The 26418-nt window shown below is 45.7% G+C and carries 37 protein-coding genes and 1 tRNA gene; 33 read left to right on the top strand and 5 right to left on the bottom strand.

The window, feature by feature from the left end; genetic code table 11:
* Positions 1-170: 170 nt before the first annotated feature.
* The 3 genes from Q0C15_RS05225 to Q0C15_RS05235 are packed head-to-tail and all read right to left on the bottom strand — an operon-like array spanning position 171 to position 3362.
* On the bottom strand, positions 171-926 hold the full coding sequence (locus Q0C15_RS05225) for an ABC transporter ATP-binding protein (protein WP_297217067.1): 756 nt from the start codon (positions 924-926) through the stop codon (positions 171-173).
* Positions 914-1810, bottom strand: coding sequence for an ATP-binding cassette domain-containing protein (locus Q0C15_RS05230; RefSeq protein ID WP_297217069.1), 897 nt, complete (start codon positions 1808-1810; stop codon positions 914-916). Before Q0C15_RS05230 ends, Q0C15_RS05225 begins: the two co-directional genes overlap by 13 nt.
* Complete coding sequence (locus Q0C15_RS05235) at positions 1800-3362, bottom strand: APC family permease (protein ID WP_297217071.1); 1563 nt, start codon at positions 3360-3362, stop codon at positions 1800-1802. Before Q0C15_RS05235 ends, Q0C15_RS05230 begins: the two co-directional genes overlap by 11 nt.
* Positions 3363-3470: 108 nt before the next feature.
* On the opposite strand from Q0C15_RS05235, the gene Q0C15_RS05240 reads away from it, so the two are divergent.
* The 5 genes from Q0C15_RS05240 to Q0C15_RS05260 all read left to right on the top strand — a co-directional run bounded on the left by Q0C15_RS05240 (position 3471) and on the right by Q0C15_RS05260 (position 8215).
* Entirely contained in the window at positions 3471-4517 is a 1047-nt protein-coding gene (locus Q0C15_RS05240) for an AIR synthase-related protein (RefSeq protein ID WP_297217073.1), read from the top strand.
* On the top strand, positions 4514-5176 hold the full coding sequence (gene thiE, locus Q0C15_RS05245) for a thiamine phosphate synthase (protein ID WP_297217076.1): 663 nt from the start codon (positions 4514-4516) through the stop codon (positions 5174-5176). The genes Q0C15_RS05240 and thiE overlap by 4 nt, the downstream gene beginning before the upstream one ends.
* Positions 5177-5218: 42 nt before the next feature.
* Complete coding sequence (thsB, locus tag Q0C15_RS05250; RefSeq protein WP_297217077.1) at positions 5219-6853, top strand: thermosome subunit beta; 1635 nt, start codon at positions 5219-5221, stop codon at positions 6851-6853.
* Positions 6854-6923: 70 nt separating this feature from the next.
* Positions 6924-7862 carry a 4-demethylwyosine synthase TYW1 gene (twy1, locus tag Q0C15_RS05255; protein ID WP_297217079.1) on the top strand — a complete coding sequence of 313 codons (939 nt, stop codon included), beginning with the start codon at positions 6924-6926 and terminating at the stop codon, positions 7860-7862.
* A gap of 280 nt (positions 7863-8142) precedes the next feature.
* Positions 8143-8215 (top strand) — tRNA-Gln (locus Q0C15_RS05260).
* On the opposite strand, the gene Q0C15_RS05265 is transcribed toward Q0C15_RS05260, so the two are convergent.
* Positions 8216-9751: a site-2 protease family protein gene (locus Q0C15_RS05265; protein ID WP_297217081.1), complete on the bottom strand. Its 1536-nt coding sequence runs from the start codon at positions 9749-9751 to the stop codon at positions 8216-8218.
* A gap of 52 nt (positions 9752-9803) precedes the next feature.
* Positions 9804-10628, bottom strand: coding sequence for a DedA family protein (locus Q0C15_RS05270; RefSeq protein WP_297217083.1), 825 nt, complete (start codon positions 10626-10628; stop codon positions 9804-9806).
* Between the two features lie 225 nt (positions 10629-10853).
* On the opposite strand from Q0C15_RS05270, the gene Q0C15_RS05275 reads away from it, so the two are divergent.
* The 28 genes from Q0C15_RS05275 (at position 10854) to Q0C15_RS05410 (ending at position 26418) form a co-directional block, all read left to right on the top strand.
* Positions 10854-11714 (top strand): TIGR01777 family oxidoreductase, encoded by an 861-nt coding sequence (locus tag Q0C15_RS05275; RefSeq protein ID WP_297217085.1) that lies wholly within the window; start codon positions 10854-10856, stop codon positions 11712-11714.
* Positions 11715-12080: 366 nt separating this feature from the next.
* Positions 12081-13076, top strand: a complete 996-nt coding sequence (rpl3p, locus tag Q0C15_RS05280; protein ID WP_297217087.1) for a 50S ribosomal protein L3 — start codon at positions 12081-12083, stop codon at positions 13074-13076.
* Entirely contained in the window at positions 13073-13840 is a 768-nt protein-coding gene (rpl4p, locus tag Q0C15_RS05285) for a 50S ribosomal protein L4 (RefSeq protein WP_297217089.1), read from the top strand. The genes rpl3p and rpl4p overlap by 4 nt, the downstream gene beginning before the upstream one ends.
* Positions 13837-14091, top strand: a complete 255-nt coding sequence (locus Q0C15_RS05290; protein WP_110642363.1) for a 50S ribosomal protein L23 — start codon at positions 13837-13839, stop codon at positions 14089-14091. Before rpl4p ends, Q0C15_RS05290 begins: the two co-directional genes overlap by 4 nt.
* Positions 14092-14099: 8 nt before the next feature.
* On the top strand, positions 14100-14801 hold the full coding sequence (locus Q0C15_RS05295) for a 50S ribosomal protein L2 (protein ID WP_297217091.1): 702 nt from the start codon (positions 14100-14102) through the stop codon (positions 14799-14801).
* Positions 14791-15246, top strand: coding sequence for a 30S ribosomal protein S19 (locus Q0C15_RS05300; RefSeq protein ID WP_110642359.1), 456 nt, complete (start codon positions 14791-14793; stop codon positions 15244-15246). The genes Q0C15_RS05295 and Q0C15_RS05300 overlap by 11 nt, the downstream gene beginning before the upstream one ends.
* Before the next feature lie 5 nt (positions 15247-15251).
* Positions 15252-15698: a 50S ribosomal protein L22 gene (locus Q0C15_RS05305; RefSeq protein WP_297217094.1), complete on the top strand. Its 447-nt coding sequence runs from the start codon at positions 15252-15254 to the stop codon at positions 15696-15698.
* Positions 15695-16372 (top strand): 30S ribosomal protein S3, encoded by a 678-nt coding sequence (locus Q0C15_RS05310; protein ID WP_297217095.1) that lies wholly within the window; start codon positions 15695-15697, stop codon positions 16370-16372. Before Q0C15_RS05305 ends, Q0C15_RS05310 begins: the two co-directional genes overlap by 4 nt.
* On the top strand, positions 16332-16499 hold the full coding sequence (rpmC, locus tag Q0C15_RS05315) for a 50S ribosomal protein L29 (protein WP_110642353.1): 168 nt from the start codon (positions 16332-16334) through the stop codon (positions 16497-16499). Before Q0C15_RS05310 ends, rpmC begins: the two co-directional genes overlap by 41 nt.
* Positions 16500-16799: a translation initiation factor gene (locus tag Q0C15_RS05320; protein WP_110642351.1), complete on the top strand. Its 300-nt coding sequence runs from the start codon at positions 16500-16502 to the stop codon at positions 16797-16799.
* Position 16800: 1 nt separating this feature from the next.
* Positions 16801-17064: a ribonuclease P protein component 1 gene (locus Q0C15_RS05325; RefSeq protein WP_110642349.1), complete on the top strand. Its 264-nt coding sequence runs from the start codon at positions 16801-16803 to the stop codon at positions 17062-17064.
* 4 nt (positions 17065-17068) lie between these two features.
* The gene (locus Q0C15_RS05330) at positions 17069-17398 is read left to right on the top strand and encodes a 30S ribosomal protein S17 (RefSeq protein WP_110642347.1); all 330 of its coding nucleotides are present in this window, start codon (positions 17069-17071) and stop codon (positions 17396-17398) included.
* Positions 17395-17793 carry a 50S ribosomal protein L14 gene (locus tag Q0C15_RS05335; protein WP_010901668.1) on the top strand — a complete coding sequence of 133 codons (399 nt, stop codon included), beginning with the start codon at positions 17395-17397 and terminating at the stop codon, positions 17791-17793. The genes Q0C15_RS05330 and Q0C15_RS05335 overlap by 4 nt, the downstream gene beginning before the upstream one ends.
* Positions 17794-17804: 11 nt before the next feature.
* Entirely contained in the window at positions 17805-18242 is a 438-nt protein-coding gene (gene rplX / locus Q0C15_RS05340; RefSeq protein ID WP_297217102.1) for a 50S ribosomal protein L24, read from the top strand.
* Positions 18226-18933, top strand: coding sequence for a 30S ribosomal protein S4e (locus Q0C15_RS05345; protein WP_297217104.1), 708 nt, complete (start codon positions 18226-18228; stop codon positions 18931-18933). The genes rplX and Q0C15_RS05345 overlap by 17 nt, the downstream gene beginning before the upstream one ends.
* Entirely contained in the window at positions 18930-19442 is a 513-nt protein-coding gene (locus Q0C15_RS05350) for a 50S ribosomal protein L5 (RefSeq protein WP_110642341.1), read from the top strand. The genes Q0C15_RS05345 and Q0C15_RS05350 overlap by 4 nt, the downstream gene beginning before the upstream one ends.
* A 4-nt stretch (positions 19443-19446) precedes the next feature.
* Positions 19447-19608, top strand: coding sequence for a 30S ribosomal protein S14 (locus Q0C15_RS05355; RefSeq protein ID WP_010901664.1), 162 nt, complete (start codon positions 19447-19449; stop codon positions 19606-19608).
* A 9-nt stretch (positions 19609-19617) separates the two neighbouring features.
* A complete protein-coding gene (locus Q0C15_RS05360) occupies positions 19618-20007 on the top strand; it encodes a 30S ribosomal protein S8 (protein WP_297217109.1) in 390 nt (129 codons plus the stop codon).
* 10 nt (positions 20008-20017) lie between these two features.
* Complete coding sequence (locus Q0C15_RS05365) at positions 20018-20554, top strand: 50S ribosomal protein L6 (RefSeq protein ID WP_110642337.1); 537 nt, start codon at positions 20018-20020, stop codon at positions 20552-20554.
* A gap of 1 nt (position 20555) precedes the next feature.
* Entirely contained in the window at positions 20556-20948 is a 393-nt protein-coding gene (locus tag Q0C15_RS05370; RefSeq protein ID WP_110642335.1) for a 50S ribosomal protein L32e, read from the top strand.
* A gap of 5 nt (positions 20949-20953) precedes the next feature.
* Positions 20954-21403, top strand: a complete 450-nt coding sequence (locus tag Q0C15_RS05375) for a 50S ribosomal protein L19e (RefSeq protein ID WP_297217113.1) — start codon at positions 20954-20956, stop codon at positions 21401-21403.
* A 5-nt stretch (positions 21404-21408) separates the two neighbouring features.
* Positions 21409-21891 (top strand): 50S ribosomal protein L18, encoded by a 483-nt coding sequence (locus tag Q0C15_RS05380; RefSeq protein ID WP_297217115.1) that lies wholly within the window; start codon positions 21409-21411, stop codon positions 21889-21891.
* Positions 21888-22553, top strand: a complete 666-nt coding sequence (locus tag Q0C15_RS05385; protein ID WP_110642330.1) for a 30S ribosomal protein S5 — start codon at positions 21888-21890, stop codon at positions 22551-22553. Before Q0C15_RS05380 ends, Q0C15_RS05385 begins: the two co-directional genes overlap by 4 nt.
* Positions 22531-23028, top strand: coding sequence for a 50S ribosomal protein L30 (locus Q0C15_RS05390; protein WP_110642328.1), 498 nt, complete (start codon positions 22531-22533; stop codon positions 23026-23028). The genes Q0C15_RS05385 and Q0C15_RS05390 overlap by 23 nt, the downstream gene beginning before the upstream one ends.
* Positions 23009-23443: an uL15m family ribosomal protein gene (locus Q0C15_RS05395; protein ID WP_297217120.1), complete on the top strand. Its 435-nt coding sequence runs from the start codon at positions 23009-23011 to the stop codon at positions 23441-23443. Before Q0C15_RS05390 ends, Q0C15_RS05395 begins: the two co-directional genes overlap by 20 nt.
* Entirely contained in the window at positions 23424-25184 is a 1761-nt protein-coding gene (secY, locus tag Q0C15_RS05400; protein ID WP_297217122.1) for a preprotein translocase subunit SecY, read from the top strand. The genes Q0C15_RS05395 and secY overlap by 20 nt, the downstream gene beginning before the upstream one ends.
* Positions 25185-25736, top strand: a complete 552-nt coding sequence (locus tag Q0C15_RS05405; protein ID WP_297217124.1) for an adenylate kinase — start codon at positions 25185-25187, stop codon at positions 25734-25736. It abuts the gene before it with no gap.
* Positions 25729-26418, top strand: a complete 690-nt coding sequence (locus tag Q0C15_RS05410; RefSeq protein ID WP_297217126.1) for a DUF106 domain-containing protein — start codon at positions 25729-25731, stop codon at positions 26416-26418. Before Q0C15_RS05405 ends, Q0C15_RS05410 begins: the two co-directional genes overlap by 8 nt.

The raw sequence follows: 26418 nt of genomic DNA on the forward strand, positions 1-26418 counted from the left end.
ATGAAGCGTCTTTCTTCATATCCGTAGCAGGTTTAATACCTCATTAGCTTTAATAGTTAATAATATAACACATTAGTTATAAATAAAGTTATTGGAACTATGTATAATATTCTTTATCCATTCCTATTTATTCATATCGAGAGGTTAGATAATGATACGTTGGCAACACGTCATATATTTAAGCGTGAGGATATCGATCTGCTCGCATCCATCAGCTTCCTAACGTACTCAGTTTTCGGCTTCCTGAATATAGAATAAGTATCACCGTCTTCGATGATATTCCCATGATCAAAGGCGATGACATGATCGCAGAGATAGGCCACTCTGTCTAAATTGTGATCTATGTATATCACCGTGCTTCCTTTTAGATATTTTTTTAAAACAGAGAAGAGCACCATGCTGTTGGGCGGGTCTATCATGGAAAATGGCTCATCAAGTATTAGAATATCAGGGTTTTGCGACACGACCATTGCAAACGCGAGTCTCTGGCGCTGTCCTCCGGACAGCTTTTCTACCTCCATGGTTCCGAATTTTTTAGGATCAAGTCCGACGGTGTAAAGTAATTCTTCCATTATACGCCGATCTGATATTATTTTCGATACGCTTTCTATATACCAATTAATGGAATTCAGAGGATTCAGAAATTTGAAGGTATCCTGAAAGATATTTCTTATCTTTTTGTTCGAATGACCTGCGGGCTTTCCAAAATAAAGTAGAGATCCAGAATCAGGTTTATCAAAACCAGAAAGGATGTTCGCAAGGGTCGTCTTTCCCGATCCGGATGCACCTATTATTCCATATATTACCCCGGATATGAAATCATAAGAAAAATTCTTTATTATATCTCTTCTCTTCCACCTCATCATTGAAGTTCTATCAAGATATGTTTTGTTTATGCCTTCTGCCGAAATGGCTATCTCTTCCAAATGACGCACCTCACAGACCTTGATTGATATTGAAACATATCTACTGGTGATCTACACTCATCACGGACATGCGGGCAGTAGTTCAAGAATGGGCATCCACCATCACCGCATTCAGAGATGAATCGGAATGGGGTGAGGTTTTTGGTGTTCAACGAAGGCCTTCTCCTGAGAATCATCTCGGTATAGGGGTGAAGCGGATCCCGGGCAAGATCATCGGTCGAAGAATATTCCAGGATCATACCGCACATCATGACGTATATGAAATCGGAAACATAGGTTATCACCTCGGGCGAAGTTCCGGATATGATAAATGATATGTGGTAGTCATGTGCCATTCTCTTCACAATATCCAGAAATTCAAGCGTTTCAACGCTGTCGAGAGAGGTGGTGGGCTCATCCATCATTATAAGGCTAGGGTGCATCATGATCGCCATCAGAAGTACAGAAAGATGCCTCTCCCCCTGACTGAGAAATTGTGGTTTCTTTTTTATCATGGTGATATCCTTTCCCAGCATGTTAAGATACTGATTTAGAAGATCATGATCCAGCGCCATATTCCTCTGCTTCAGTACCTTCCCGATCTGATCGATCACGTTGCTTATGGTATCAAGAGAATCGGCTGCTGACTGCGGTACATAGACGAAGTTTGGTCTTCTCCTGTTCAGAACATCTATGTAGTATCCGCCATTCCATGTCAATTCCCCGTTCCCATGCTTAAGGCCTGCGTTCAAGACATTAAGCAGCGTTGTCTTACCACATCCCGTTATACCCAGAATTCCATATATACGCCCTTCATGGACGCTGATATTTATATCTCTCAATGAAAAATCAGGATAGGAAAAATTAAGATGTCTTGCATCCAATATGATATTTTCATTTTGCATCGAGTTCCTCTTCTCTTATCAGGTTAACGCGTCTTCCTGCGCTTTCTACCACATCGGGATGCCTTCTGGAAAGCCACATTATGTAGAATACCATGAATATTATGTATACGGCCACGGCCGCAACCGCCTGAGTTATTGGAAATACCGGTGGCACAACAGATTCATACAGTACGAATATGAAAACCGCAGTGGCAACAGCCGGTAGTATATAGTGTTCAATTGGATGCGTTATCTTGTGGAAGCCGAAATGGGTCTCCTTTAGCCTTCTGAAGAGCGTCATCACGCTCGTGTTCAGCATCAGATGAACGGATATCAGACCAACAAGAGCCATCGTAGAGAGCAGATCGAAGGAGTTTTCGAGTATATTATCAATATTCTGCAGATTCCTGCCGCTTATCAGGTAAAGGGGCCCGAAGCCCATTGCAATTTCCACAAGAAACGGCACCAGCAAACTCATAACGACCGAAATGAACGCAATGAAGATCAGCGAGACGTATGGTGTTCCGAATCTTTTGCTTATCTTCGCAAATGCCTGAGGTATTACTCTGTCGCGTGCCATGGAGAAATACACTCTCCCAGCGTTGGCCTGCATGGCCACTGCATCGGAAAACGCGGAGTTGAAGGCGGTAAGAGACAGGAGCAGTCCGCCAATTATACCGGCATACAGTGTTGCAACGATGACACCAGGGATCTCAGCATTAGCAAAGGAGGCCATGTTGTTTACACCCCATCCGACGGTGAGCGCATATGCAACCTCAGTGAGCACAGCTCCCACTATCAGCAGCCCCAGCACAAGCGATCTTGTTATTGAGCTCTTTACCCTCACCTCTTCTCCCAGTGGTGCAGATCCACCATAGCCTATGAAGCTGGTGAGGCCGAAGATCATGCCAAGTCCAAGCCCAGCGAATGGACCGCCATACGGTCTGAACTCCGCATTATATGATGACCAAGCAAATGGATCGAACACCCTCAGCGTGTTGTCTGGAGCGTGTATTATTATTATGATACCCAGTATCGCAAGGAATGCAACCTCATAGGCAGCTGCATATCTGACATATTTCATCTGCGGCCTTATCCCTGCTATGGCCAGTATTATGGGTGCAACTATGAATATAGCCACAAATGGAAGCCATATCCATACGGGCAGCGTTATATGGAAGAAGTATTGAACCACGCCTGGAAGCAGAATACCAGCTACATACACTGGAATCGCCGCAGTGCTTACACCCTGATAGAGGACGTAAAGAAAGCCTGAGAGAATGGCACTCTTGGAACCAAGTGCCGTTGATATGTAGCCGTAATAACCTCCTGCACTGGCATGATGCTTGGAAAGGTGGTAAAGCGTGTTGACCTCGAGATACATCGTCAGCGTTGCTATGAGAAAGGCCAGTGGAGTCAGTACAAAGGCGAACATAGCAGCAGATGTCATGAAGGCCACAGTATCGCAGGCCGGTGCCATCGCAGATATTTCCTCAGCTATAGCACCCCATGTGCCAACATCTCCGTGCAATCTAATTGCTGTATCGTTTGCGGTTCCATCAATACCATTCATTGTGCCAGTTATCTTTTAATATTATTTAGTATTTACTGAATACTAAAATTATTAGCATATTGCTAATAATTCAGACAACCGTTTTATCATGGTCTGCAATATACAGACATGGAACCACCCGGCAAGCTCGATAGGGAATTCTTCACATCAAGGATACTGTCCAGAACTGGTGCAAGGCATGATGCAGACGTTGTTCCGCCAGCGAACGGCGTAGATGTGGGCATTATAAGGATCGGCGATGGCAGGGTTCTCTCGATTACGACGGATCCATTCTATTTCGATCCCATATTCGGCTATGAGGATTCTGCCTGGTTTGCATACCATATCTTGGCATCTGACCTACTGACGTCTGGAGCAAATCCTGATTACATGACCGTGGATCTGAATTTACCGCTTTCCATGACCGATGAGGAAATCGAAAGAATGTGGTCAGCCTTCACCAATGAAGCATCAAAATTCGGTACATCGATCATAACCGGGCATACGGCAAGGTACGCTGGAACATCGTTTCCTATGATAGGCGGTATAACAGCTATGGGATTCATCGGTGAAGATGAGTACGTGACAAGTTCCATGGCGGAGCCGGGAGACAGGATAGTGCTGACCAAATCGCCAGGGATTGAGGCCGCAGCTCTGCTCACAAGGTTGTTCCCAGAAACCATAAAATCCAGGCTTGGGGAGGATTCGTACTCATATGGCTTTGGTCTGTTCAGGAGATTAACAACGGTCTACGAAAGCATGGTTGCCAGAAAGGTCGGCCTCAGAAGCAGGGTAACGGCCATGCACGACGTAACTGAAGGAGGGCTTCTAGGTGCATTGTTCGAAATTGCAGATTCATCTGGTAACGGCATCAGGATATATGAGGAGAACATACACGTAGACAATTACATAGACAACGTATGTTCACTCTTTGGAATAGATCCCCTGAAGGCGATAAGTGAAGGGGCACTTCTCATAACCGTAAGGGAAGATTTCGCACAGCATCTGATCTCTGCATTAAAGGAAGAGGGGATCGAAGCAAGCATCATCGGGGAGATAACCGATAATAGAGGGGAAAGGATACTCACGGGCAAGGAGAAGAGGCTGATCGGGCCGCCGGAGAAGGATCCGTTCTGGGCTGCTGTTGAATACGGTATGAAGAAGGGCTGGAGATGAGTGATAAAAGCAAGAAACTGAGCGGTCTATACCTCGTCACTCAGGATTATTTCGGTGAGGAATTCTACAGGATAATAGAGGAAGCCATAATAGGCGGCGTAGATATAGTTCAATACAGGGATAAAACTAATCCAAAGGACGTAAGAAGGGATGTTGCCAGAAAGGTCAAGCGCATATGTTCAAGGTATGATATACCGTTCTTCATAGATGATGACGTTGGTCTTGCAATTGAGATAGATTCTGACGGTGTTCACATAGGTAAGGATGACATGCCGTTGCCGGAGGCCAGAAGGCTTTTCAACGGCTTCATAGGTTATTCAACATATGGTGACAGAGAGATGGCCATATACGCCGAACAGAACGGAGCCGATTATGTGGCGTTCGGACCATTCTTTCACACAGGAACAAAGAAGGATGCAGGTATTTACGATATTGGCGTCCTGAAGGATATTCACAGATACGTTGACATACCCGTGTTCGTAATAGGCGGTATCAGCAGATCGAACGTCTCTGCATTCTCTGAATACGATATCGACGGAATCGCAGTGGTGTCAGCCATTTTTTCATCTCCAGATCCCAGGTCTGCAGCTAGAGATCTGAAGGAGGCGTTTCAAAACTCGGTGATACGATCTCGCAGATCAGATGATCGAACCCATTAGAAATGCTTATATAGAAGTTTATTTTTACTCCATTGGATAGCCATGATAGCTGGACAACCTATATTCATTCTTAAGGAAGGTACTAAGAGAGAAAGCGGAAAAGACGCAATGAAGGAGAATATCGAAGCTGCAATTGCAATTTCAAATTCTGTCAGATCTAGTCTTGGCCCGAGGGGTATGGACAAGATGCTCGTAGACTCGCTCGGTGATATCGTCATCACCAACGATGGTGTAACGATACTGAAAGAGATGGATGTTGAGCACCCAGCCGCCAAGATGATGGTTGAGGTATCAAAGACGCAGGATTCATTCGTTGGTGATGGTACAACCACCGCCGTGATCATAGCGGGCGGCCTGCTCCAGCAGGCTCAGGGCCTGATAAATCAGAACGTTCACCCGACAGTGATATCAGAAGGATACAGGATGGCCTCTGAAGAGGCAAAGAGGGTGATCGATGAGGTATCGACAAAGATCGATAAGGATGAAAAGGCGCTCCTCATCAAGATGGCACAAACCTCACTGAACAGCAAGAGCGCATCAGTGGCCAAGGACAAGCTGGCTGAGATATCGTACGAGGCAGTCAAATCCGTAGCTGAGCTGAGGGACGGAAAATACTATGTGGACTTCGACAACATACAGGTAGTCAAGAAACAGGGTGGCGCAATAGATGATACACAGCTCATAAACGGTATAATAGTCGACAAGGAGAAGGTCCACCCAGGAATGCCTGATGTTGTGAAGGATGCCAAGATAGCACTGCTCGACGCACCTCTCGAGATAAAGAAGCCGGAATTCGACACAAATCTCAGGATAGAGGACCCATCAATGATTCAGAAGTTCCTAGCTCAGGAAGAGAACATGCTCAGAGAGATGGTCGATAAGATCAAATCAGTTGGCGCAAACGTTGTGATTACCCAGAAGGGAATAGATGACATGGCACAGCACTATCTCTCAAGAGCCGGCATATACGCCGTACGCAGGGTAAAGAAGAGCGATATGGACAAGCTCGCCAAGGCAACGGGTGCATCCATAGTTTCAACCATAGATGAGATATCATCATCCGATCTCGGTTCAGCAGAGAAGGTGGAGCAGGTCAAGGTTGGCGAGGACTACATGACCTTCGTCACAGGCTGCAAGAATCCAAAGGCTGTGAGCATACTGGTAAGGGGAGAAACCGAACATGTCGTTGATGAGATGGAGAGATCCATTACCGACTCTCTGCACGTTGTGGCGAGCGCCCTCGAGGATGGGGCTTACACCGCAGGCGGAGGTGCAACGGCCGCAGAGATAGCTTTCAGGCTTAGATCATATGCACAGAAGATAGGCGGAAGGCAGCAGCTTGCCATAGAGAAATTTGCAGACGCCATCGAGGAGATACCCAGGGCTCTGGCTGAGAACGCTGGACTTGACCCAATAGACATACTCCTGAAGCTCAGAGCTGAGCACGCCAAGGGTAACAAGACCTACGGTATCAACGTCTTCACCGGAGAGATAGAGGACATGGTGAAGAACGGCGTAATAGAGCCGATAAGGGTCGGAAAGCAGGCGATAGAGTCTGCCACTGAGGCCGCCATAATGATACTGCGTATAGATGATGTTATAGCAACCAAGTCAAGCGGTTCGTCAAGCAATCCGTCAAAGGGCGGAAGCGGCAGCAGTGAGTCATCCGAAGACTGAAAATCTTTAGGATATTTTTAAAAATTATTTATTACGAACGTGTTAAATATTTGTTTTTCATGCGTATCCTGTGCAGAACCTCTATGCGGATATCTATCGTAAGGAACATTACGGTCTCGTGGGCAATCATTCTGCCGTGAAAGTTTGCCACTGGACAAAGGATGAGCTCCTTGGCGGTCCTGGTTGTTATAAGAATACATTCTATGGAATAAAATCCCACCAGTGTATACAGATGACACCGGCTTTGAACGCTTGCACTGAAAATTGTGCATTTTGCTGGCGTTTTCAGGGCTTCGACTCCATGCACATATCCAATGAAGACGATCCAGAGTACATACTGGAGGAGAGCATCAGGCAGCATCTGAAGCTGATCTCTGGATTCAAGGGCAATCCAAAAGTTTCAAAGGAGATATGGGAGGAAGCAACTCATCCAAAGCATATGGCAATATCGTTGACTGGTGAGCCAACTCTATACTCAAGATTGGGCGAACTGATCGCTGCAGCTAAAAAACGTGGCATCAGCACTTTCTTGGTCACCAATGGAACGCTGCCATCCGTACTTGAAAGGTTAGATCCTCTTCCGACGCAGCTTTATGTGACTGTTGCAGCTCCCAATAAGAAGATATTCAATGAACTTCTGAATCCATCGATAGGAAATGGATGGGAGAATCTGATGAGAACGCTCGAACTTCTGCCCAGCCTTGACACAAGGATCGTCATCAGGCATACCCTCGTACATAATATCAATATGCCGTACCTGGATGAATACGAAATGCTCGATAAAAAGGCCGATCCGGATTTCATAGAGGCAAAAGGCTACGTTCATGTCGGTTCGTCTATGACAAAACTTATGGCATCCAATATGCCGTCACATACAGAGATCCTTGAGTTCTCACATGATCTTGCGGATAGAATGGGATACACCTTTGTTGCAGACAGGGTCGAAAGCAGGGTAGCTATGATCGCAAAGGATCCGTCAAAGGCAAAGATAGACTTCAGCAGCGTTTGAGGGAAATCTTTGAATATTTTTGATTTATAAAAAAGTTAGGGGTTTGGGGGAAGCAGTAAAAAACTCCCTGTCCGGAAAGGCAGATGTCTCTTCGCTGTAAGGAAGCTCCGAAGCTTTAGCTTAGGAGCAGCTCACTCTATTCATGATCGAAGCTAAAGAGATTTCACCAACTACAGTGAATTATTTCAGATTTATGCGTCTAAACGTCAACAGCGTAGATCACTAGGATCCATAGATTGATATGAAAAGATTATTAAAGAAAAATGGGATTCACCTCGGAAGCCCTGTGGTGTAGTGGCCAAGCATTATGGGCTCTGGACCCATCGACGGCAGTTCGAATCTGCCCAGGGCTATTATATTATCCTCGGTATTATGAGCTCCCACATTATGAGGAACAGGACAAGGAAACTCATAAAATACATCACTTGATTCACTACCTTTTCACTGGACAGGGCTTTGAATCTTCTACCGGCAATTATCAGAGTGTCCTTGAAAAATTGCCCACCGTCGAAGAAGGCAAAGGGAAGTGCGTTGGTTATGCCAAGAAGTATGTTTATCCAGAAAAACCAGTAGAATGTATTTACCATTCCCCAGAAAATAAGTGGATTGAAAGGAACAGAAAACAGATCCGCCATTGCTGAAGGCACAGGATTAAATCCGTAGAATGGTAGACCTATGGCCTCTATGAAGCCCTCAACGGGATTCGAATAGAAGCCACGCATGAAGATCAGATCCCTTATTTCACCCATCTGGTAGCCAGTTATGCCCATATAGGAGATCGAGATGCCGATGAAGCTGTATCCCTTATATGCCGGGTTATTGGCACTTGGATCGTACTGTGCGTAATATCTGTATGCTGATGTTGTGGTCATATTATAGGTCCTTACGGTGTGGGAGGGCATCACCATAACCTTCATTGAGATCGAATTTCCCGGTGGGATGGCGTCCAGAACATCAGCAAGAACAGTTTCATTCCTTATCTCCGTATTGTTTATTGAGAGAAGTATAGAGTTTGATGGCACGCTCACATTTGCTGCTGGATAACCGGGCAGAGTTGAAACTATCACTATACCGGCCAGTGCCTGGACACGTTCCACTGTTTTTCCATTGAAAAGACTGACTGAGACGTTCGTGCCCGGAGGAATATTGGAGTTTATGAGAGCGTTGGTAACATTATTTCCTGTATAATTGCCTATGGCTATTATTTCATTACCAGGGATGATTGATGGATTGACATTCGTATCTGAGCTCTGCACGTAGACGCCTTGGTGCATCGGTACAGCAGAGGAGAACATTACGGTAGAGATTATGATGGCCAGCAGGACGCCGATTATTATATTTATGCCCGGGCCGGCCGCGAATATTCTCCTTCTTACAACCGGATCGGCCTGCATCATCTCTGATTCATCTGGTTCCACAAACGCGCCAACCGGTACTATGAAGAATAATACTCCAACGGAGTCCACCTTGAGCCCATGTTTCTTGGCCGTGACGCCATGCATGAGCTCATGGACGACAACAGAGATCACCAGTGCTACAATACCATACCCGATGGGTATAACCGGGTTTATGCCCGGTATACCAAGAAATTCGGTTACGGGTGGAGCCTGGCTTGGTCTAATGAATGAGGCAAGATATGCGCTATACGCCAGGCTTATGAGCGCAACGATCCCAGCCAAAATAACAATTACAACCGAAACCCTGGCGAACGTTTTTGCTGGAAATTTCTTGGATATACTCTCTATAACTCCTCTGTTCTTTACGAATTTCAGCATTATTGCGGGACCAAAGAGAGAAAAATGTCTCGATTTTCTGATATATGGTGAAAGAAAATAAATCGCAGCTATCCATGAGAAGAGGAGTATCACAAATAAGTATATCCCATTCATTCTTGTCTATATCAAATCAAAAGTTATAACATTTCTCTAAAGCACTGTATGATCATCCTTTCATCCTTTTTGCCCTGCTGGATATTATCCTGTTTGCCTTGTTGATTAGGTAAGCTATGAGATAAAGCAGTGAAATCACACCCAATATCGCTATGGCCAATCTATGTTCGTAATCAAAGGAAGGGGTTAACACATATATTCCTGAATATCCTATGTATATGAGAAGGCCAAACCTTATGGCGAAACCGGCAAAATTTGAAAGAAAAAACCACGGTGCATTCATCTTCAGCGTTCCAGCTGCCAGCGAAGTTACATTTTTGAAGTAGGGTATGAAGGTGGCAACGAATATTGAAAAAGGGCCATGATCCTGTATCCATTTATCTGCGGCCTCAAGATCCCTTTCGGTTATCTTGAAATAAGAGAGTGCCTTGAGCAGTATTGCCCTGCCAGCAAGTCTTCCGCCAGCGTATTCTATACCCATCTCAAAGAGCATTGCGAGAACTGAGACAAAGAATGCCGCAAATATGTTGAATTCGCCTATGGACGACAGGTATCCGTAGAATGGTATTATGAGATAATCTGGAAGAGGGGCAAAGGCCACAACAAAGAACATACCTTCATATCCCGTTAAAGAGAAGGGGGACAGTATCTTTCTCTCATAGGAATAATAGGACGAGATGTTGACATAATGTATGTATGCGTTGGTTAGAGCCACAACCGATGCAAACAGTATCAGCAGGGAAAAGATAAATCCATAATAGGCATATTTCCCAAGTTCCTGATCGCCAGTAGGATTTACCTTCAGTATCAAGGATCTCGCACTTACTACAACCTTTTCCTTCAACGCGTCTTTTCTTGTCCTCTCTGTTGTACTCATCGTGGCCTCTTCGTCTCACAATTCAGGACATGGCTGTTATTAATCCTTTCCCTGAAGTTTTCATTTTTGGATCTGGGTTCTGCCCATATTGACAGTTCTATTTAGAGGTATTATAGCATACATACCTATGCTTTGGTAAAGCGGTGCAGTCCTATTCAACGCTTAAAAAGAGGAATATTTTCATAGCTAAGAAAGTATTTAATAGTGAAAAGACTTGATTCCCTAATGGACATAGTGGTATCAGGTGGCACTGGGCTCATAGGAAAGGCAATAACAGAGATCCCTGGGAATAATTATTTCATAATAACGCGTGGAGGATCCAGAACAGAGGGGAACATAAGCTTTGTGAACTGGAACGAACTTGAAAAGATAAGAAGATGCGATGTGGTGATAAATCTCTCTGGGTTCAACATAGGTTCAAAACGTTGGAATCACAAGATCAAAGAAGAAATAATAAGGAGCAGAATAGAAAGTACAAGGACCATGGTTAAATTCATAGCATCCCTTGAAGAGAAGCCTGATGTTTTCCTCTCTGGATCAGCTATAGGCTACTATGGATATGATGATAACAGCACATTCGATGAAAGCTCACCTCCGGGAACAGGATTCCTGGCTGAGCTTGCGAATGCATGGGAGGATGAGGCGCTTAAAGCCTCAAAACTAACCAGAACGGTACTGCTGAGGACTTCTAACGTACTGAGCAGTCGTGGAGGATTTTTATCCAGAATAATGAATACACGTTCCAGAAGAGTATACTATTTTGGCTCAGGGGTCCAGCCAGTTTCATGGATTCATCTTGAAGATTATGTCAGCGCAGTCAGCTTCCTTATAGAGAATGAGACCATAAGTGGACCGGTAAATATGGCTTCGCCTTCGCCAGTTTCGTTCAGCGAACTAGCAGGCATCATATCAAAAGAGAAAGGCTATAAGACCATGCGCATTCCGGATCTGATAGGCCACATTATCCTTGGATCCGAGATGTACAGGGAATTGATGAGTGGGCAAAAGGTGATCCCGAAGAAGCTTCTAGACTCAGGATTCCAATTCAAATATCCGGATATAGAATCTGCAGTAAGAAATCTCTAGATCAATCCTCGTTAAAGAATAGATCTTAACTGCGCTGATGATGAAATCAAATACGCTTAGATGTAGAGCCATATTTTTAAGAGATTTTTCTGTTATCTTTTGTTTCCATACCAGTACCGTAGAGAGGAATGTCAGGGGTACCTTGATTTTCACCTTGTTTCGAATGTAATAACTAAACATCTTCAAGAAATATTAATAACCATGTTTGCATTAGGGCTGTAAGTGCTCGATAGAGCTGTCTTTACGGTGCTTTGAAAGCGCCATAAAGCCATACACGTTTGGGCAACTCCTGCGAGAGTCCCAGAGTGGTCGATCTATTATTTTAGATCGGCATACAACGTGTAACGGTATAAGGTGGTGAATTAGATGGCGACGCCTCATCATTCGAGAAGGGGGTCAATGGCATATTACCCCAGAGTAAGAGCGAAGAGTTTAGATCCAAAGATCCGTAGCTGGCCTGAGATAAAGGGAGAGGTCAAGGTGCAGGGGTTCGCTGGATTCAAGGTTGGAATGACGCATGTGGAGATGATAGATTACAGGAAGAAGAGCGTCACAGCCGGACAGCCGATCCTTGTGCCTGTAACGGTCGTGGAGGTTCCGCCTCTCGATGTTATCGGTTATCGTCTTTATGACGAAGATCCGGAGGGGAATCTGGTCGTTACCTATGAAACATGGGCTAAGGATCTGGATAAGGAGATATTCAGGAAAATTCCTGAAATCAAGAAAAATGTTGAAAGAGAACCGCCTGAATCATATGCTGATGTTAGGATAATAGTTGCTACAAGGAACAAGGATGTAGCCGGCATACCATCAAAGAAGCCGGAGATATTCGAATTGAGGATCGGCGGTGGCAATTCACTTAAGGATCGTCTGGACTACGCTAGGAATCATCTGGGTAAACAGATAATTTTCAGCGATTTCTCCAAGGCTGGAAAGTTTGTTGACGTGGTTTCAGTGACGAAAGGCAAAGGATTCACAGGCCACGTTAAGAGATTTGGAGTAAAACTGCTTCCAAGAAAGAACAGAAAGCACAGGAGAATGATAGGTACGCTTGGTCCATGGCATCCTGACTGGGTAAGAAACACGGTCCCTCAGGCAGGTCAGATGGGATTCCAGCAGAGAACCATAAGCAACGTAAGAGTCATCAAATATGGGAGCAAGGATGATGTAGATGCTATAAATGTCCGTGGCGGTTTCCTCCATTACGGCATGGTGAAGAATGACTACGTTCTTCTTTTCGGTTCAATACCCGGACCTGCAAAGAGACTGATAAAGATGAGAGACCCAGCAAGGCAGAAGGTGCCAGACATAGAGGAAGTCAAACTTGAGTATGTATCATTGGAATCAAAACAGGGTGATTGAATACGAAGGTACCAATTTATTCAATTTCTGGTGAAACTAAGGGAGAGATCGATCTTCCAGAGATATTCGATACAGAGGTTAGAGAGGATCTCATAAGGAAGGCCTTCAGAGCTATTTCGCTTTCTATGAGGCAACCCTATGGTTCATCCCCTCTAGCTGGAATGAGGAGAGTGGGCCATACCACCAGACCAGGACTTGGCATTTCGAGAATGCCAAGGATAGCGGGTGGATCCAGGGTGGTCGGCATAGCCAGTGCTGTAGGTGGAAAAAGTGCGCATTCACCAAGGGTCACCAAGAATCTCTACGTCAAGATAAATGACAAGGAAAGAAAGATCGCAAAGTACTCTGCAATTGCACTCACAGCATCATCCGAAGCTGTCAAAAAGAGAGGACACAGATTCAAGGATGATCTTAAGCTTCCGATCGTGGTGGAAGATGGTCTCGAAGGTATAGCGAAGACGAAGGATGCCATAGCACTGCTGAAGAATATAGGGGTGTACGAGGATATTGAAAGATCCAGTGAAGGAAAGCATATCAGAGCGGGTCGTGGAAAGATGAGAGGAAGAAAATACAGGCAGCCAAAGAGTGTGCTGATAGTTGCAAAGAACTCTTCCGCGCTGAAGGCATTCAGATCTCTACCTGGGGTTGATGTGGCATCTCCGAACTCGCTCAGCATAAGGAAACTTGCCCCGGGTGGCGTGGGCGGCAGGCTTACCATATTCACTGAAGGTGCGATTGAATCACTGAAGGAGGTGAATCCATGAAGGGCGATGTGATAATATCACCTCTTTCTACAGAAAAAACTGCTTTAATGGCTGAAAAGGAGAATAAGCTGACGCTGATAGTCAGGAGAGAAGCCAATAAGGAAATGATCAAGAAAGAGGTAGAGGAAAGGTTCGGAGTGAAGGTTGAGGAGATCAACGTACTCATAACGAAAAAAGGAAAAAAGGCAATAGTAAAGCTGGCAAAGGAGTTCTCGGCTGAAGAGATAGCCGAGCGTATTGGTGTGTTCTGAGGTGTATTATGGGTAAACATATAATCCCGCAGAGAAGAGGACATGGAAGCCTGGTTTACAGGAGTCCAAGTCACAGGCATCTGGCAGATATAAAACATGTTGCGCCAGGATCATACGTGGTAAAGGACATAATCCATGCGCCAGGCAGGAACGCCCCGCTCTTGGAATTGATGGGCAACGATGGAAAGAAGGCATACCAGATAGCTTTCACCGGAGCCTATGTTGGGCAGAACATAGTCGCTGGAAATGTGGATAGCGTTGCGCCTGGCACAACAACGGTTCTCGCAAATATACCTGACGGAAGCTATGTGTACAATATAGAGAGCAGTCCGGGAGATGGCGGAGAATTCTGCAGAAGTGCAGGTACGTTTGCACTGGTCGTCTCACACGGACAGCATGTGACACTGAAGCTGCCGTCCGGTAGAATGAGAGATTTCGATCCAAGATGCAGAGCAACGGTTGGTGTGGTGGCAGCTTCCGGTCTTAAGGATCCGCCGATCCTGAAGGCAGGTACGCATGTTCATTACCTTAGGAGCAAGGCGAAGCGTCCGTATACGGTAAGGGGTGTTGCCATGAACGCTGTGAATCATCCGCATGGAGGCGGAAACCACCAGCATGTAGGTAGGCCAAGTACCGTTGGAAGGAACGCTCCACCAGGAAGGAAGGTAGGAAGGCTTTCACCGAAGAGGAGGAGAGTAAATGGTCGTTAATAAACAGGGCTCTGTTAAATCAATAAAGAGAAAGGCAAGGAAGTCAAGGAAGGTAGTGAGTGGCAGGGCTAAAGAGTTCAGCTATAAGGGTTATTCCCTTGAGGATCTCCAGAAGATGAGTCTGGAGGAACTCATTAAGATCCTGCCAGCAAGAGCAAGGAGAACTCTTTCCAGGGAGCCGAACTACGAGCAGAAGAAACTCATGGAAAAGCTCGAGGGAGACGAGGAGGATATAAAAACTCATGTCAGAGACGTCATAATCCTTCCAAACTATGTTGGCAAGATAGTCGAAGTTTACAATGGGAACAGTTACTTCAAGTTCGAAATTAAGCCAGAGATGATTGGGCACTATCTGGGAGAATTCGTGATGACAAGAAAGGAGGTAAAGCACTCTGGGCCTGGTGTAGGTGCTACTCGTTCGTCTAAATTCATGCCGCTGAAGTGATCAACATGAAAGGATATTCAATGGAAATTGAAGGAAATCAGGCAAGAGCAAGGATAAGGGAGGCGGAAATTTCGTTAAAGGATTCCGTCAACATAGCACATCATCTTAGAGGTATGCCGCTCTCAAGGGCGAAGGAAATAATCGATGGTGTCATAAATAAAACATATGCAATACCCTATTTCAGATATCTAGACTCGGTTTCCCATAGACCGGGGATCGGCCCTGGGAGATATCCAGTCAAGGCTGCAAAGGCATTCAAGCAGCTGCTGGAAAATGTCGAGAACAATGCGGAGTTCAAGGGAATGAACACGGATAATCTTATCATCCGACACATAGCAGCAAACAAGGGCAGGATGATCAAGAAGTACACGCCAAAAGCCTATGGAAGGGCTGGTGCAAACTTCAAAGATCTCATCAATCTTGAGATAATAGTCACGGAGGGATCAGAATGAAGGAGAGAAAATTCATCAATGAAGCGGTTAAGAGGCTGCTCGTTTACGAGTATGTTGTTAAGGAAACTGAAAACGCTGGCTTCGGAAACATGATAATGAAGAGAACTCCGTTTGGCACAAATATAACGCTTTATGTGAACAGACCAGGGCTTGTTATAGGAAGACGCGGCAGCAAGGTACAGCAGATGACCGAAACTCTTGAAAAGAAGTACGGTATTGAGACGCCTCAGATCGAGGTAAAAGATGTGAAGGATCCTGATCTCAACCCGTCGGTGATCGCAAAGAAGATAGCGCTTTCGCTCGAGAAGGGATGGTCCTATAGAAAGGCAGGCAATACGTCTCTGAACAGAACAATACAGGCAGGCGCGAGGGGAGTATTGATAAAGATATCAGGGAAGATATCCGGGGAACGAGCAAGGTACCAGAAGTTCATATATGGAAACGTTAAATATTCAGGAGAACCAGGAAGCAAAGGTATGATAACGGGATTCTCTACAGCAAAGCTCAAGGTGGGCATACTGGGCGTGACGGTCAAGATACTGAACCCAGATTACAAGCTTCCAGATGTGTTCAGTATAGAAAATATAACGGGAGGTGAAGAGGTTGGAACTGAGAGCAAAGCAGATAAGGCAGATGTCGAAGGAAGAGAGGCAGGAGACACTGAAGAATCTTAAGGAGAGCCTTCTTCATGAGAGGGCCCTGATATCAATGGGAGGTTCTTCTCCCAGTCCTGGCAAGGTACGTGCAATAAGGCGTCAGATAGCCAGGCTATTGACAGTTGAGAGGGAGGAAAAAAGGTAAATGAAGGATAAAAATTTCACCGGCATGCCCAAGGAATTACAGCCTTGGGAAGGATTCGGAAGAGAAACGCAGGCCGTCAAGATAATGGTTGACAAGAGAAGGTATGGAAAATTCGTCACCATCATAGAAGGCATAGATCCAAAGACAGAGGACATTGAAAAGATAGCCAAAGAGCTGAAGAAGAAGGTAGCCTCAGGCGGTACAGTGAAAGAGGGAAAGATAATTGAACTCCAGGGAGACCATAGGCAAGAGGTCAAAAAATACCTCGAAGACATGGGATTCAAAGCGAGCGTGGAATGAGATGATCTATTTCGACGAATTCACTGGAATGGATATTTCGGTGATCGACAGCCCGAACAGGACTGAAATAGGAAAGAAGGGCCTGGTCAGTTTCGAAACCAAGAACATGTTGGAAATAGATACCGGCGGGAGAAGAATAAAGATAGCGAAGCATCTGAGGAGATTCAAGATAAATGATCGGTATGTTGATGGAGATCTGATAAATATGCGGCCTGAAGACAGGCTGAAGGAATACCGCAGAATATTGAGAGATCTTAGGAGGTAAGAAGATGTATACACGTAATATAGGACTCGACGTCAAAGCGCCAGAAAATGAATGCAACGATCCGCACTGCCCATATCATGGGAAGCTGTCTGTAAGAGGTCAGGTACTCGTAGGCAGAGTTGTGTCAGCAAATATGACCAAGAGTGCGGTCGTTGCCAGGGAGTACCAGCAGTACATTCCAAAATATGAAAGAAAGGCAACAAAGATAAAAAAATATCACGTTCATGTTCCAGACTGCATTAAGATCAAACCGGGAGACACCGTGAGGTTTGCCGAATGCAGGAAGTTGGCCAAAACGATTTCTTTCGTAATTGTTGAGAAGGTGAACCAATGAAGGGAATAGCAGGCAGACAGACAAGGGGATTGCCGCTTGGTGCGAATATAACATGCGCTGACAATACGGGGGCCAGATCTATAAGCCTTATCGACGTCAAGGCATGGCACGGAAAGGCAAGAAGGATACCTGCAGCTGGTGTGGGCGATATGTTCATGGCTAGCGTTAAAAAGGGCACTCCTGAAATGAGATCCAAGGTTGTGTACGCAGTCGTCATCAGGCAGAAGCGTCCCTATCGGAGACCTGATGGTACGATGGTGCAATTCGAGGACAATGCGGCTGTTCTGGTGACGCCTGATGGCGAGGTACGCGGTTCTGAGATCAAAGGACCCGTTGCCAGGGAAGCAGCCGAAAGATGGCCAAGAATAGCGGCCATAGCATCCATTATAGTTTAAGGTGATCGCTAATGTACAGAAAGATGGAGGTATCTCTTAGCAAGGATCTGAGAAAGAAATATGGAATCCGTTCGTTCCCTGTGATCAAGGGCGATGTTGTCAAAGTCATTAGTGGATCAAAGAAGGGAGAGGGCGGCAAGGTCGCAGAAGTGGATCATGCTGCCGGCTTAGTTGTGGTTGAAGGTATAACCATAGCCAAGGCTGATGGAAAACAGAAGGGCTTCGGTATCCAGCCAGAAAAGCTTCAGATCACCCATCTGGATCTGTCTCGTGGTGACAGATTCGATAAGATCAAATCGCTGGCTGCCAGGAAGAATATAGTGGTAGAGAAGCCAGAACCAGAACCTGCCGAGACCAAGCAGGAGGAGAAGGCTGAACCGGAGAAAACCGGAGAAGAGCCAGTAGCGGAGGAAAAAGCGGAGGTTGATGAAGATGATAAACAGAACTAAGAGGCTGATGGTATCAAGGCAGGTGAAGATCCCGAGGAAGACCTTCTTCTGGGGTCCAACCCCAAATCCTGGCATGCATCCTAAGGATCAGTCGGTAACCTTGCTATCGATAATCAGGGACTATCTCGGTCTATCAGACAAGGAACGTGAAGCTGCCAGAATATTGGCGAACGGACTTGTCAAGGTGGACGGAAAGGTCGTTAGGCAGAAGAAATTTGCAGTCGGATTCATGGATGTAGTTGAGATCAATAACGAATTCTTCAGAATGATATACAATGATCAGGGTGCGCTTGTACTGATGAGAGAGGATAAGGAGAGATCCGGAATCAAACTGCTCAAAGTGAAGACCAAGGTCGTAGCTCCTGGAAACAAGATACAGATAGGAACTCACGATGGAAGGACGATAATGACAGATGATAAGAGCATCAAGGTAGGGGATGTGCTGGTAGTTTCCATTCCGGACATACAGATAAAGGAAATAATAAAGATGCAGCCAGGTAACAAGGCCTATCTTACAGCTGGATCTCATGTCAACCAGATAGGTACAATAAGCAAGATAGAGGTCAAGGAGGGATCTTCTGCTAACCTGGTACACTTCCAGGAAGGCTTCTCCACCATAAAGGATCATGTCTTCATGGTGGGCAGTTCGAAGTTCTCCTTCGCAATAAGTCCTGAAGAGGTGATCCCATGAATCCCATGGAGGAGATCATCATAGACAAGGTCGTAGTAAACATAGGTGTCGGACAGGCAGGAGATCGCCTTACGAAGGCTGCAAAGGTCCTAGAGATGCTTACAGGCCATAAGGCAACGAACACTCTTGCAAAGAAGAGCGTCCGTGATTTCAACATAAGGAAGAGATTGCCCATAGGTGTTAAGGTGACGCTCAGGAAGAAGGATGCAATGGAATTCCTGAACAGGGCTTTCTATGTGAAGGACTACAAGATAACAGATTACTCATTCGACAAACACGGAAATGCGTACTTTGGTATATCTGATTATACTGATTTCAAGGGAATGAAGTATGATCCTGATATAGGTATATTTGGTATGGATGTCGCCATCGTATTCAAGAGACGGGGCGGATACAGAATAGAGAGAAGAAGGATCGCGGCGAGAACTGTACCAAATAGCATAAGGATAAAGAAGGAAGAAGCGCAGGAGTTCCTGCAGAAGAACTTCAAGGTTACAGTGGTGAGGTGAAATTTTGTCTCAGGTAAAACTTAAACCAAAGAAGAAGTACGGGCATATTGACGGTTGTGTCAGATGCGGTAGGAAGAGAGGCATTGTAAGAAGGTATGGCCTGCACCTGTGCAGACAGTGCTTTAGAGAGACTGCAAGACAGTTGGGTTTTGAGAAATATAGCTGAGGTGTCCAGATGAAAAATGATACATTGAACGATGTCATAAATTCGATAAAGAATGCTTCGAGGCTGGGAAAGAGAGAGATAATTGCTGAACCCGCAGCGAAGTTGATAGGCAAGGTACTCAAAGTTATGCAGGATTACAACTACATCAAGAGCTTCGAGGTCATAGATGAAAGCAGGGGCGGCAAATTCAGAATTGTTCTGAACACAACTATAAATAACTGTGGCGTCATTAAGCCAAGGTTCCCTGTTAAGAACGAGAATCTTGAGAAGTATGAGGCCAGATACCTACCTGCCGAGGATTTCGGTATACTCATACTCACCACAACCAAAGGTGTGATGAGCAATATCGAGGCAAGAAAGCTTGGAATCGGGGGTAAACTTCTGGCCTACGTATACTGAGGTGTAAAAAATGATAAACTGGAAGGAAGCTAGATCCATAGATATCCCAGAGGGCTTTACGGCAACTGTTTCTGGGACCAACATTACGATGTCTTATGGTGGTAAAACCATTTCGAAAGACTTTGCAAACAATTACGTCAGAATAGCAAAGGAAGGAAATGCCATAAAGATATATTCAAGCAAAGATAATTCAATGGTAAGAGGAATAGTAGGAACATGGGCTTCTGAGATCAAAAACATGATAAAGGGGTTGAAGGATGGCTTCCAGTATGAGATGAAGATCGATTACAGCCATTTCCCTATGAGAGTCTCCGTTAAAGGAAAGACAGTGGTCATAGAAAACTTCTTCGGAGAACGATCTCCGAGAACTGCTGAGATAGTCGGCGATACAACGGTCACGGTCAAAGGAGATCGCGTTTACATTTCAGGAGTATCAAAGAAGGATGTTGGTGAGACAGCAGCAAATATAGAAAGGTCAACCATAATCAAGGGGTTTGACCCAAGGGTCTTTCAGGATGGTATATACCTCATTTCCAAGGGTGAATGAGATGAACAGATCACTTGATGAGAATCAGCGTAGATTGCTAAAGATCAAGAATTTGATGGCCAGAAAGAGAGTCGAGTTCCACCGCCAAGAGTGGTTCAGGTACAAGAAACTCGGTGATGCATGGCGTAAACCTAGAGGAAAGCACTCAAAGTTGAGAGAGCATCTTGCAAGAAGGCCACCCGTAGTTGATGCTGGATTCAGATCTCCTGCTGCAGTCAGGGGCATGCATCCATCCGGATACCATGAAGTCCTGGTGCACAATGTTAAAGAACTGGAGGCCATAGACCCGAAATATCAAGCAGTCAGGATAGCGTCAAGCGTTGGTTCCCGTAAGAGGCAGGAAATAATGAAAAGGTCTGAAGAGCTCAACCTTAAGGTGCTCAACGGAAGGTGAAATTCATGAGATCAGACAGTGTGAAGAGAATTGTGGCTGATATGAAAGGTGTCGGTGTTTCTAGGGTGTACATCGATACAAATAAGGTTGACAGAGTGATGGAGGCTGCCACAAGGCAGGATATAATGGCCCTGATGAAGCAGGATGTTATAAGGATCAAGCAGAAGAAAGGAATATCCAATGGAAGACTGAAGAAGAGAATAAAGCAGCTATCCAAGGACAGGAGAAGAGGGCCAGGTTCCATCAGGGGAACAAGGTACGCAAGATATCCACGCAAGGAGCGTTGGATAGACACAATAAGGGCCCTCAGGGATGAACTCAGGACCCTCAAGAGTGATGGAAAGATAACAAAGGAAACCTACAGGAGGTATTACAGATTCATAAAGAGCGGATCCATAAGATCCAGATCTCAGCTTCTGTCCCATCTCAAAAGTGCAGGTTTGGTTGGTGAGTGATATCCATGGTGTTCAAGAGAAAAGAGGCTGGAATTACAGATTATTCGAAGAGACTCAAGTTACTAAAATCAAGGGAAAGGAGGTTCATAGTCCGAATAACTGGAAAGGGTGTCATAGCACAGCTTGCTGAATATTCTGACGTTGGAGACAGAATACTTTTCACAGTCACAGACAAATCGTTGGCCAAGTACGGTGTCGATCTCAGAGGGAACAATATTCAGGTATGCTACTTGGTCGGTTACATAGCTGGTATTGAAGCCGAGAAGAACGGTGTTGAGACAGCTGTGCTGGACACCGGCAGAAGAAAATTCAGAAAAGGTGGAAGGATCTCTGCCTGTCTGAAAGGCTTCATAGACGCGGGTGTAGAGGTTCCGCATGGAGATGACGTTTTTCCAGACAAGAAGAGGATCGATGGAAAGCACCTCAAGTCTCCGGTGAAGATATCAGAAGTTGTTAAAAACTTCAAGAAAATGGAGGAAAAAGCATGAGTGATGAATGGATTCCTAAGACACAGCTGGGTAAGCTTGTGGCATCGGGCCAGATAAAGACCATGGGGGAAGCCCTCAGGAGCAAGCTTCCGCTGAAGGAGTACGAGATAGTCGACTATCTGCTCCCTAACCTTAAGGATGAGGTTATAGATATCAAAAGGGCGCAGAGGATGACCGACTCTGGAAGAAGAATGACCTATTCAATAACCGTTGTCGTGGGCAACGGAGACGGGTACGTTGGTCTCGGCATAGGAAGGTCAAAGGAGGCTGCTCCGGCAATCAGAAAGGCGCTGATCAATGCAAAGCTCAATATAATGGAGATAAGGAGAGGTTGTGGTTCCTGGGAATGCGGATGTGGTAGAGCGCACACACTGCCATTTCTGGTTCAGGGCAAATCAGGATCCGTCAGGATAACGTTGAAACCTGCTCCAAGAGGCGTCGGTCTTGCGGTTGGCGATGTTGCAAGAACCATACTCAGCATCGCAGGCATAGAAGATGCATGGGGGTTCGCCTCCGGTCACACCAAGACAACGGTGAATTATGCTTTAGCGGTCTACAACGCGCTAAAGGAAACGTCAAAGGTCAGAATCAATCCTGGCATTGTGTTGTCTACACCTATATATTCGGGGAGTGTTATAAATGTTAGCGGCCATAAGGATTAGAGGCAGGACTGGAATAAAGCAGGATATTGCTGATACTGCACATCTGATGCGGCTTAACCGGATAAATCACCTTGTCCTGCTGAATGAGGATGAGGTGGTCAAGGGTATGCTTCAGAAGGTCAAAGATTACGTTACATGGGGCGAGATAGACGTTGATACGCTTGAGATTCTGCTGAAGAACAGACTCCTCTTCAAAGGACGCAGGCATCTCACGGAAGAGGAACTTAAAGAGAAGACTGGATTTGCATCCTACAGGGATCTGGCACAGGCACTCATAGATGGGAAGGTAAAGCCATCCGATATAGCGGATGCCGTCCCTGTCATCAGATTGAATCCACCAAAGGGCGGGTATGAAGCCATAAGGAAGTCTTATAGGAGTGGTGGATCTTCTGGATACAGAGGATCCGATATCAACAGGTTGATCAGAAAGATGATCGTATCAGGGGTGGATCTGAATGGTAAGAGAGAGAACTAAGAAACTCCGCGGCGGCCATTACGGACGCGGATTCAAGGCAGGCCGTGGAAAGGGAAAGAAGGGAGGAAACGGCAACGCAGGTATGGGAAAGCATAAATGGATATGGATGGTGAAATACGATCCACTTCACTTCGGAGGGAAGGGTTTCACAAGCCATCACATATCTCAGGTCGAGGTACCAATCAACCTTGGTGACATAGAATACATGTACGAAAGTCTCAAGAGAGACGGCTTCGTCAGGGAAGAAAATGGCGAGGTGATAGTTGATCTCAAGTCCGCAGGTTACGATAAACTGCTTGGTAACGGCAATTTCACAGTTAAGTCAACGATCATCATTGACAAGGCAACCGAAAAAGCAATAAGTAAGCTTTCAGCTATAGGTTCGAAGATCGAAAATGACGGAAGCTCAGCGTAATAACTCAGTTGTTTTCCCCCTCATAGTCGTATATGCGATCATAATGGTCGCATTCTGGTACTTCGGTCATCTGGGATACATCAAGCTTGCAATAGCGGGAGTTATAATAGCACCGCTCTTTTATATAACGTATCTGGTTGCAAGCTATACCGGCCCAAAGAAGAGCAAATTATATGGGCTGGAAGACCTTACCGCGAAGCTACCTGCGGTCAAGAAGGCTAAGGGCCATGTAGAGTTCAAATATAAGATGGCATGGACAGCGCTCATAGTTGTGCTATACTTTGCGTTGAGCAATATATACATATACGGTTTGAATACAGCGCAGACAATAGATGTTTTTGCATCATTCAGGGAGATATTCGCCGGAGCTTCTGGCTCTCTTATGGATCTAGGTATTGGCCCAATAGTTACCGCAAGCATAGTGATGCAGCTCTTCGTGGGAGCTAAGATATTCAATCTTGATCTTCAGAACGCTGAGGATAAGGCCATATATCAGGGTGTACAGAAGCTCCTCGTAATAATAATGATCTTCGTGGAGGCTATCCCGCAGGCATTTGGTTATCTGGTTCCGGATACAAAGGTAGTGAACTCAATAAACGCCGTGTTTCCGGGATATGGTGAGTTTCTGGCACAGACCATAATCATACTTCAGCTCTTCTTCGGTTCATACCTTGTCTTCCTCATGGACGAGGTCGTTTCCAAATACGGGATAGGATCTGGTATATCGCTCTTCATAGCGGCTGATGTTTCAGAGCAGCTATTCATCGGCGCGTTCAACTGGCAGGCACTTAACAACGCTCTTACATACTCTCTCACCAATCCACCAGCCGGTGCTTTTCCAAAGATGTTCTACATAATAATGCATTCATCCTCATCTTATCTTCTCACAAACGGCGTAGTGCAGATCCTGTTCTCACCTCCGAACCCAATGATAGCTGTTCTGGGCACGCTGCTGATATTCTTCCTAGTGGCCTATTTCCAGAGCAGCAAGATCGAACTTCCGATATCGCATGAGAGGGTCAGGGGAGCAAGAGGAAGATACCCACTTCAGCTTCTCTATGCGTCGAATATACCGGTGATACTTGCTACAGCACTCCTGGCCAACGTATCAATGTGGACCCTGCTGTTCTGGAGCAGTCCAGTACTGAGCAAAGTGCCTATACTTGGTCACAATCCTCTGCTCGGTTCCTATCCGACAACTGCGCAGGCCACTGCGCTGAATATATCGGCAACAACCCCAACGGGTGGGCTTGCATACTATCTCTTCTCGCCTAACGGCCTCTCCGACTGGCTGTTTCCAATTCTTCAGCCATCGGGATATCAGAATATCCTGCTTGGGCACACCCCTCTGCAGGAGGCAATACACATAATAGTGTTCACGGCCTTCATGGTTGGCTTCAGCGTATTGTTTGCCATATTCTGGATTGAAACCACCAATATGGGTGCCTCTGCGGTAGCGAAGCAGATACAGGCCAGCGGTATGCAGATACCTGGGTTCAGAAGGGATCCAAGGGTTATGGAACGCGTCCTCAAGAAATACATACCAGCTATAACCATATTTAGTGGTGCGGTGGTTGGCCTGCTGGCAGCTGGAGCTAACTTGATAGGTACTGTGGGCGACACGAGCGGTACTGGCCTGCTTCTGGCAGTTGGTATAATCATACAGTTCTATGAGGCTATGGGCAGGGAGCAGCTCATGGAGATGCATCCTGTGATAAGGCAGTTCTTCGTTGGTGGTTAAATGCGATCTGTAATTACTGGTGTGGCAGGGGTTGGCAAGACCACTGTACTGGACATAGTGAGCAAGCAAACCGGGATAAGGATAGTGAACTACGGCACCCTCATGTTTGAGCTGGCAAAAAAGAGAGGCCTGGTCGAGAACAGGGATCAGATGCGCAAGCTATCGAGGGAAATCCAGATAGACCTGCAAAAGAATGCAGGTACTGAGATAGGGAAGATGGACAATGTAATAGTTGACACACATATGTCCATCAAAACGCCATTCGGATATCTACCAGGATTACCAGAATGGGTGCTTAGAGAGATAAATGCATCAGTGTACATCATAATTGAGGCACCTCCAGATCTGATCCTGAAGAGAAGACAGAACGATCCAACGAGATCTAGGGACGAAGACTCTCTGGAGAGCATAAGGGAGCATCAGGAGATCAACAGGGCATTTGCTGCAGCATACTCTATATTCAGTGGGGCTACCGTAAAGATAATCACTAACGAAGAAGGAAAACCAGATAAAGCAGCTCAGGATATAATAAAGGTGATAGCAGTTGACTGAACAGTATCCAAAGGAACAGCAGGAAGCGATGAAGAAGATGATGACCTTCCAGATGATTTACATGGTCGTCATGCTCGGCTCGCTGTTCCTGGTGATCACGCCTTCATCCAGGGATGCTGTTGGAAGGTTGCTCAATTTTGCACTCATTCCCTCAATCGGCTTCGGTTACAGGTATCCAGTTCTCACGATCATACTCACCGGCGTGATAATAGGTATAATTCTCTCCATACCCAGGTATTTCTTCACGGACTGGGTCAAGATGGGCAAGATGCAGAACACGATGAAGGCCTTCAACGATGCCATAAGGGAGGCTTACAGAGAGCGTGATATGAAGAAGATAAACAAGCTGAACAGCATGAGGATGCAGATGTCCATGGACCAGTATCAGCTCTCAATGAACACCATGAAGCCCCTCATGGTCATCAGCGTTGTGACGATCCTGTTCTATGCCTGGCTATTCGTTTTCGTAGGAAACCTTCCCTATAATTACGTTGCCTTTCCCTGGGACTTCAACATAAACATAACTACAGCGCATTTCTGGATAATGCCATACTGGATATTCATGTATTTCCTGACCGAGCTTGTCGTTTCATACTTTGTGACCATGGTCATGAAGTATGTGGACTTCAGCTTCAAGCTCAGAAAGTTAAGCAGAATGGCTCCATCAAAAACGGCAGATTGA

The sequence above is a fragment of the Thermoplasma sp. genome (assembly GCF_023256435.1).
Lineage (GTDB): Archaea > Thermoplasmatota > Thermoplasmata > Thermoplasmatales > Thermoplasmataceae > Thermoplasma.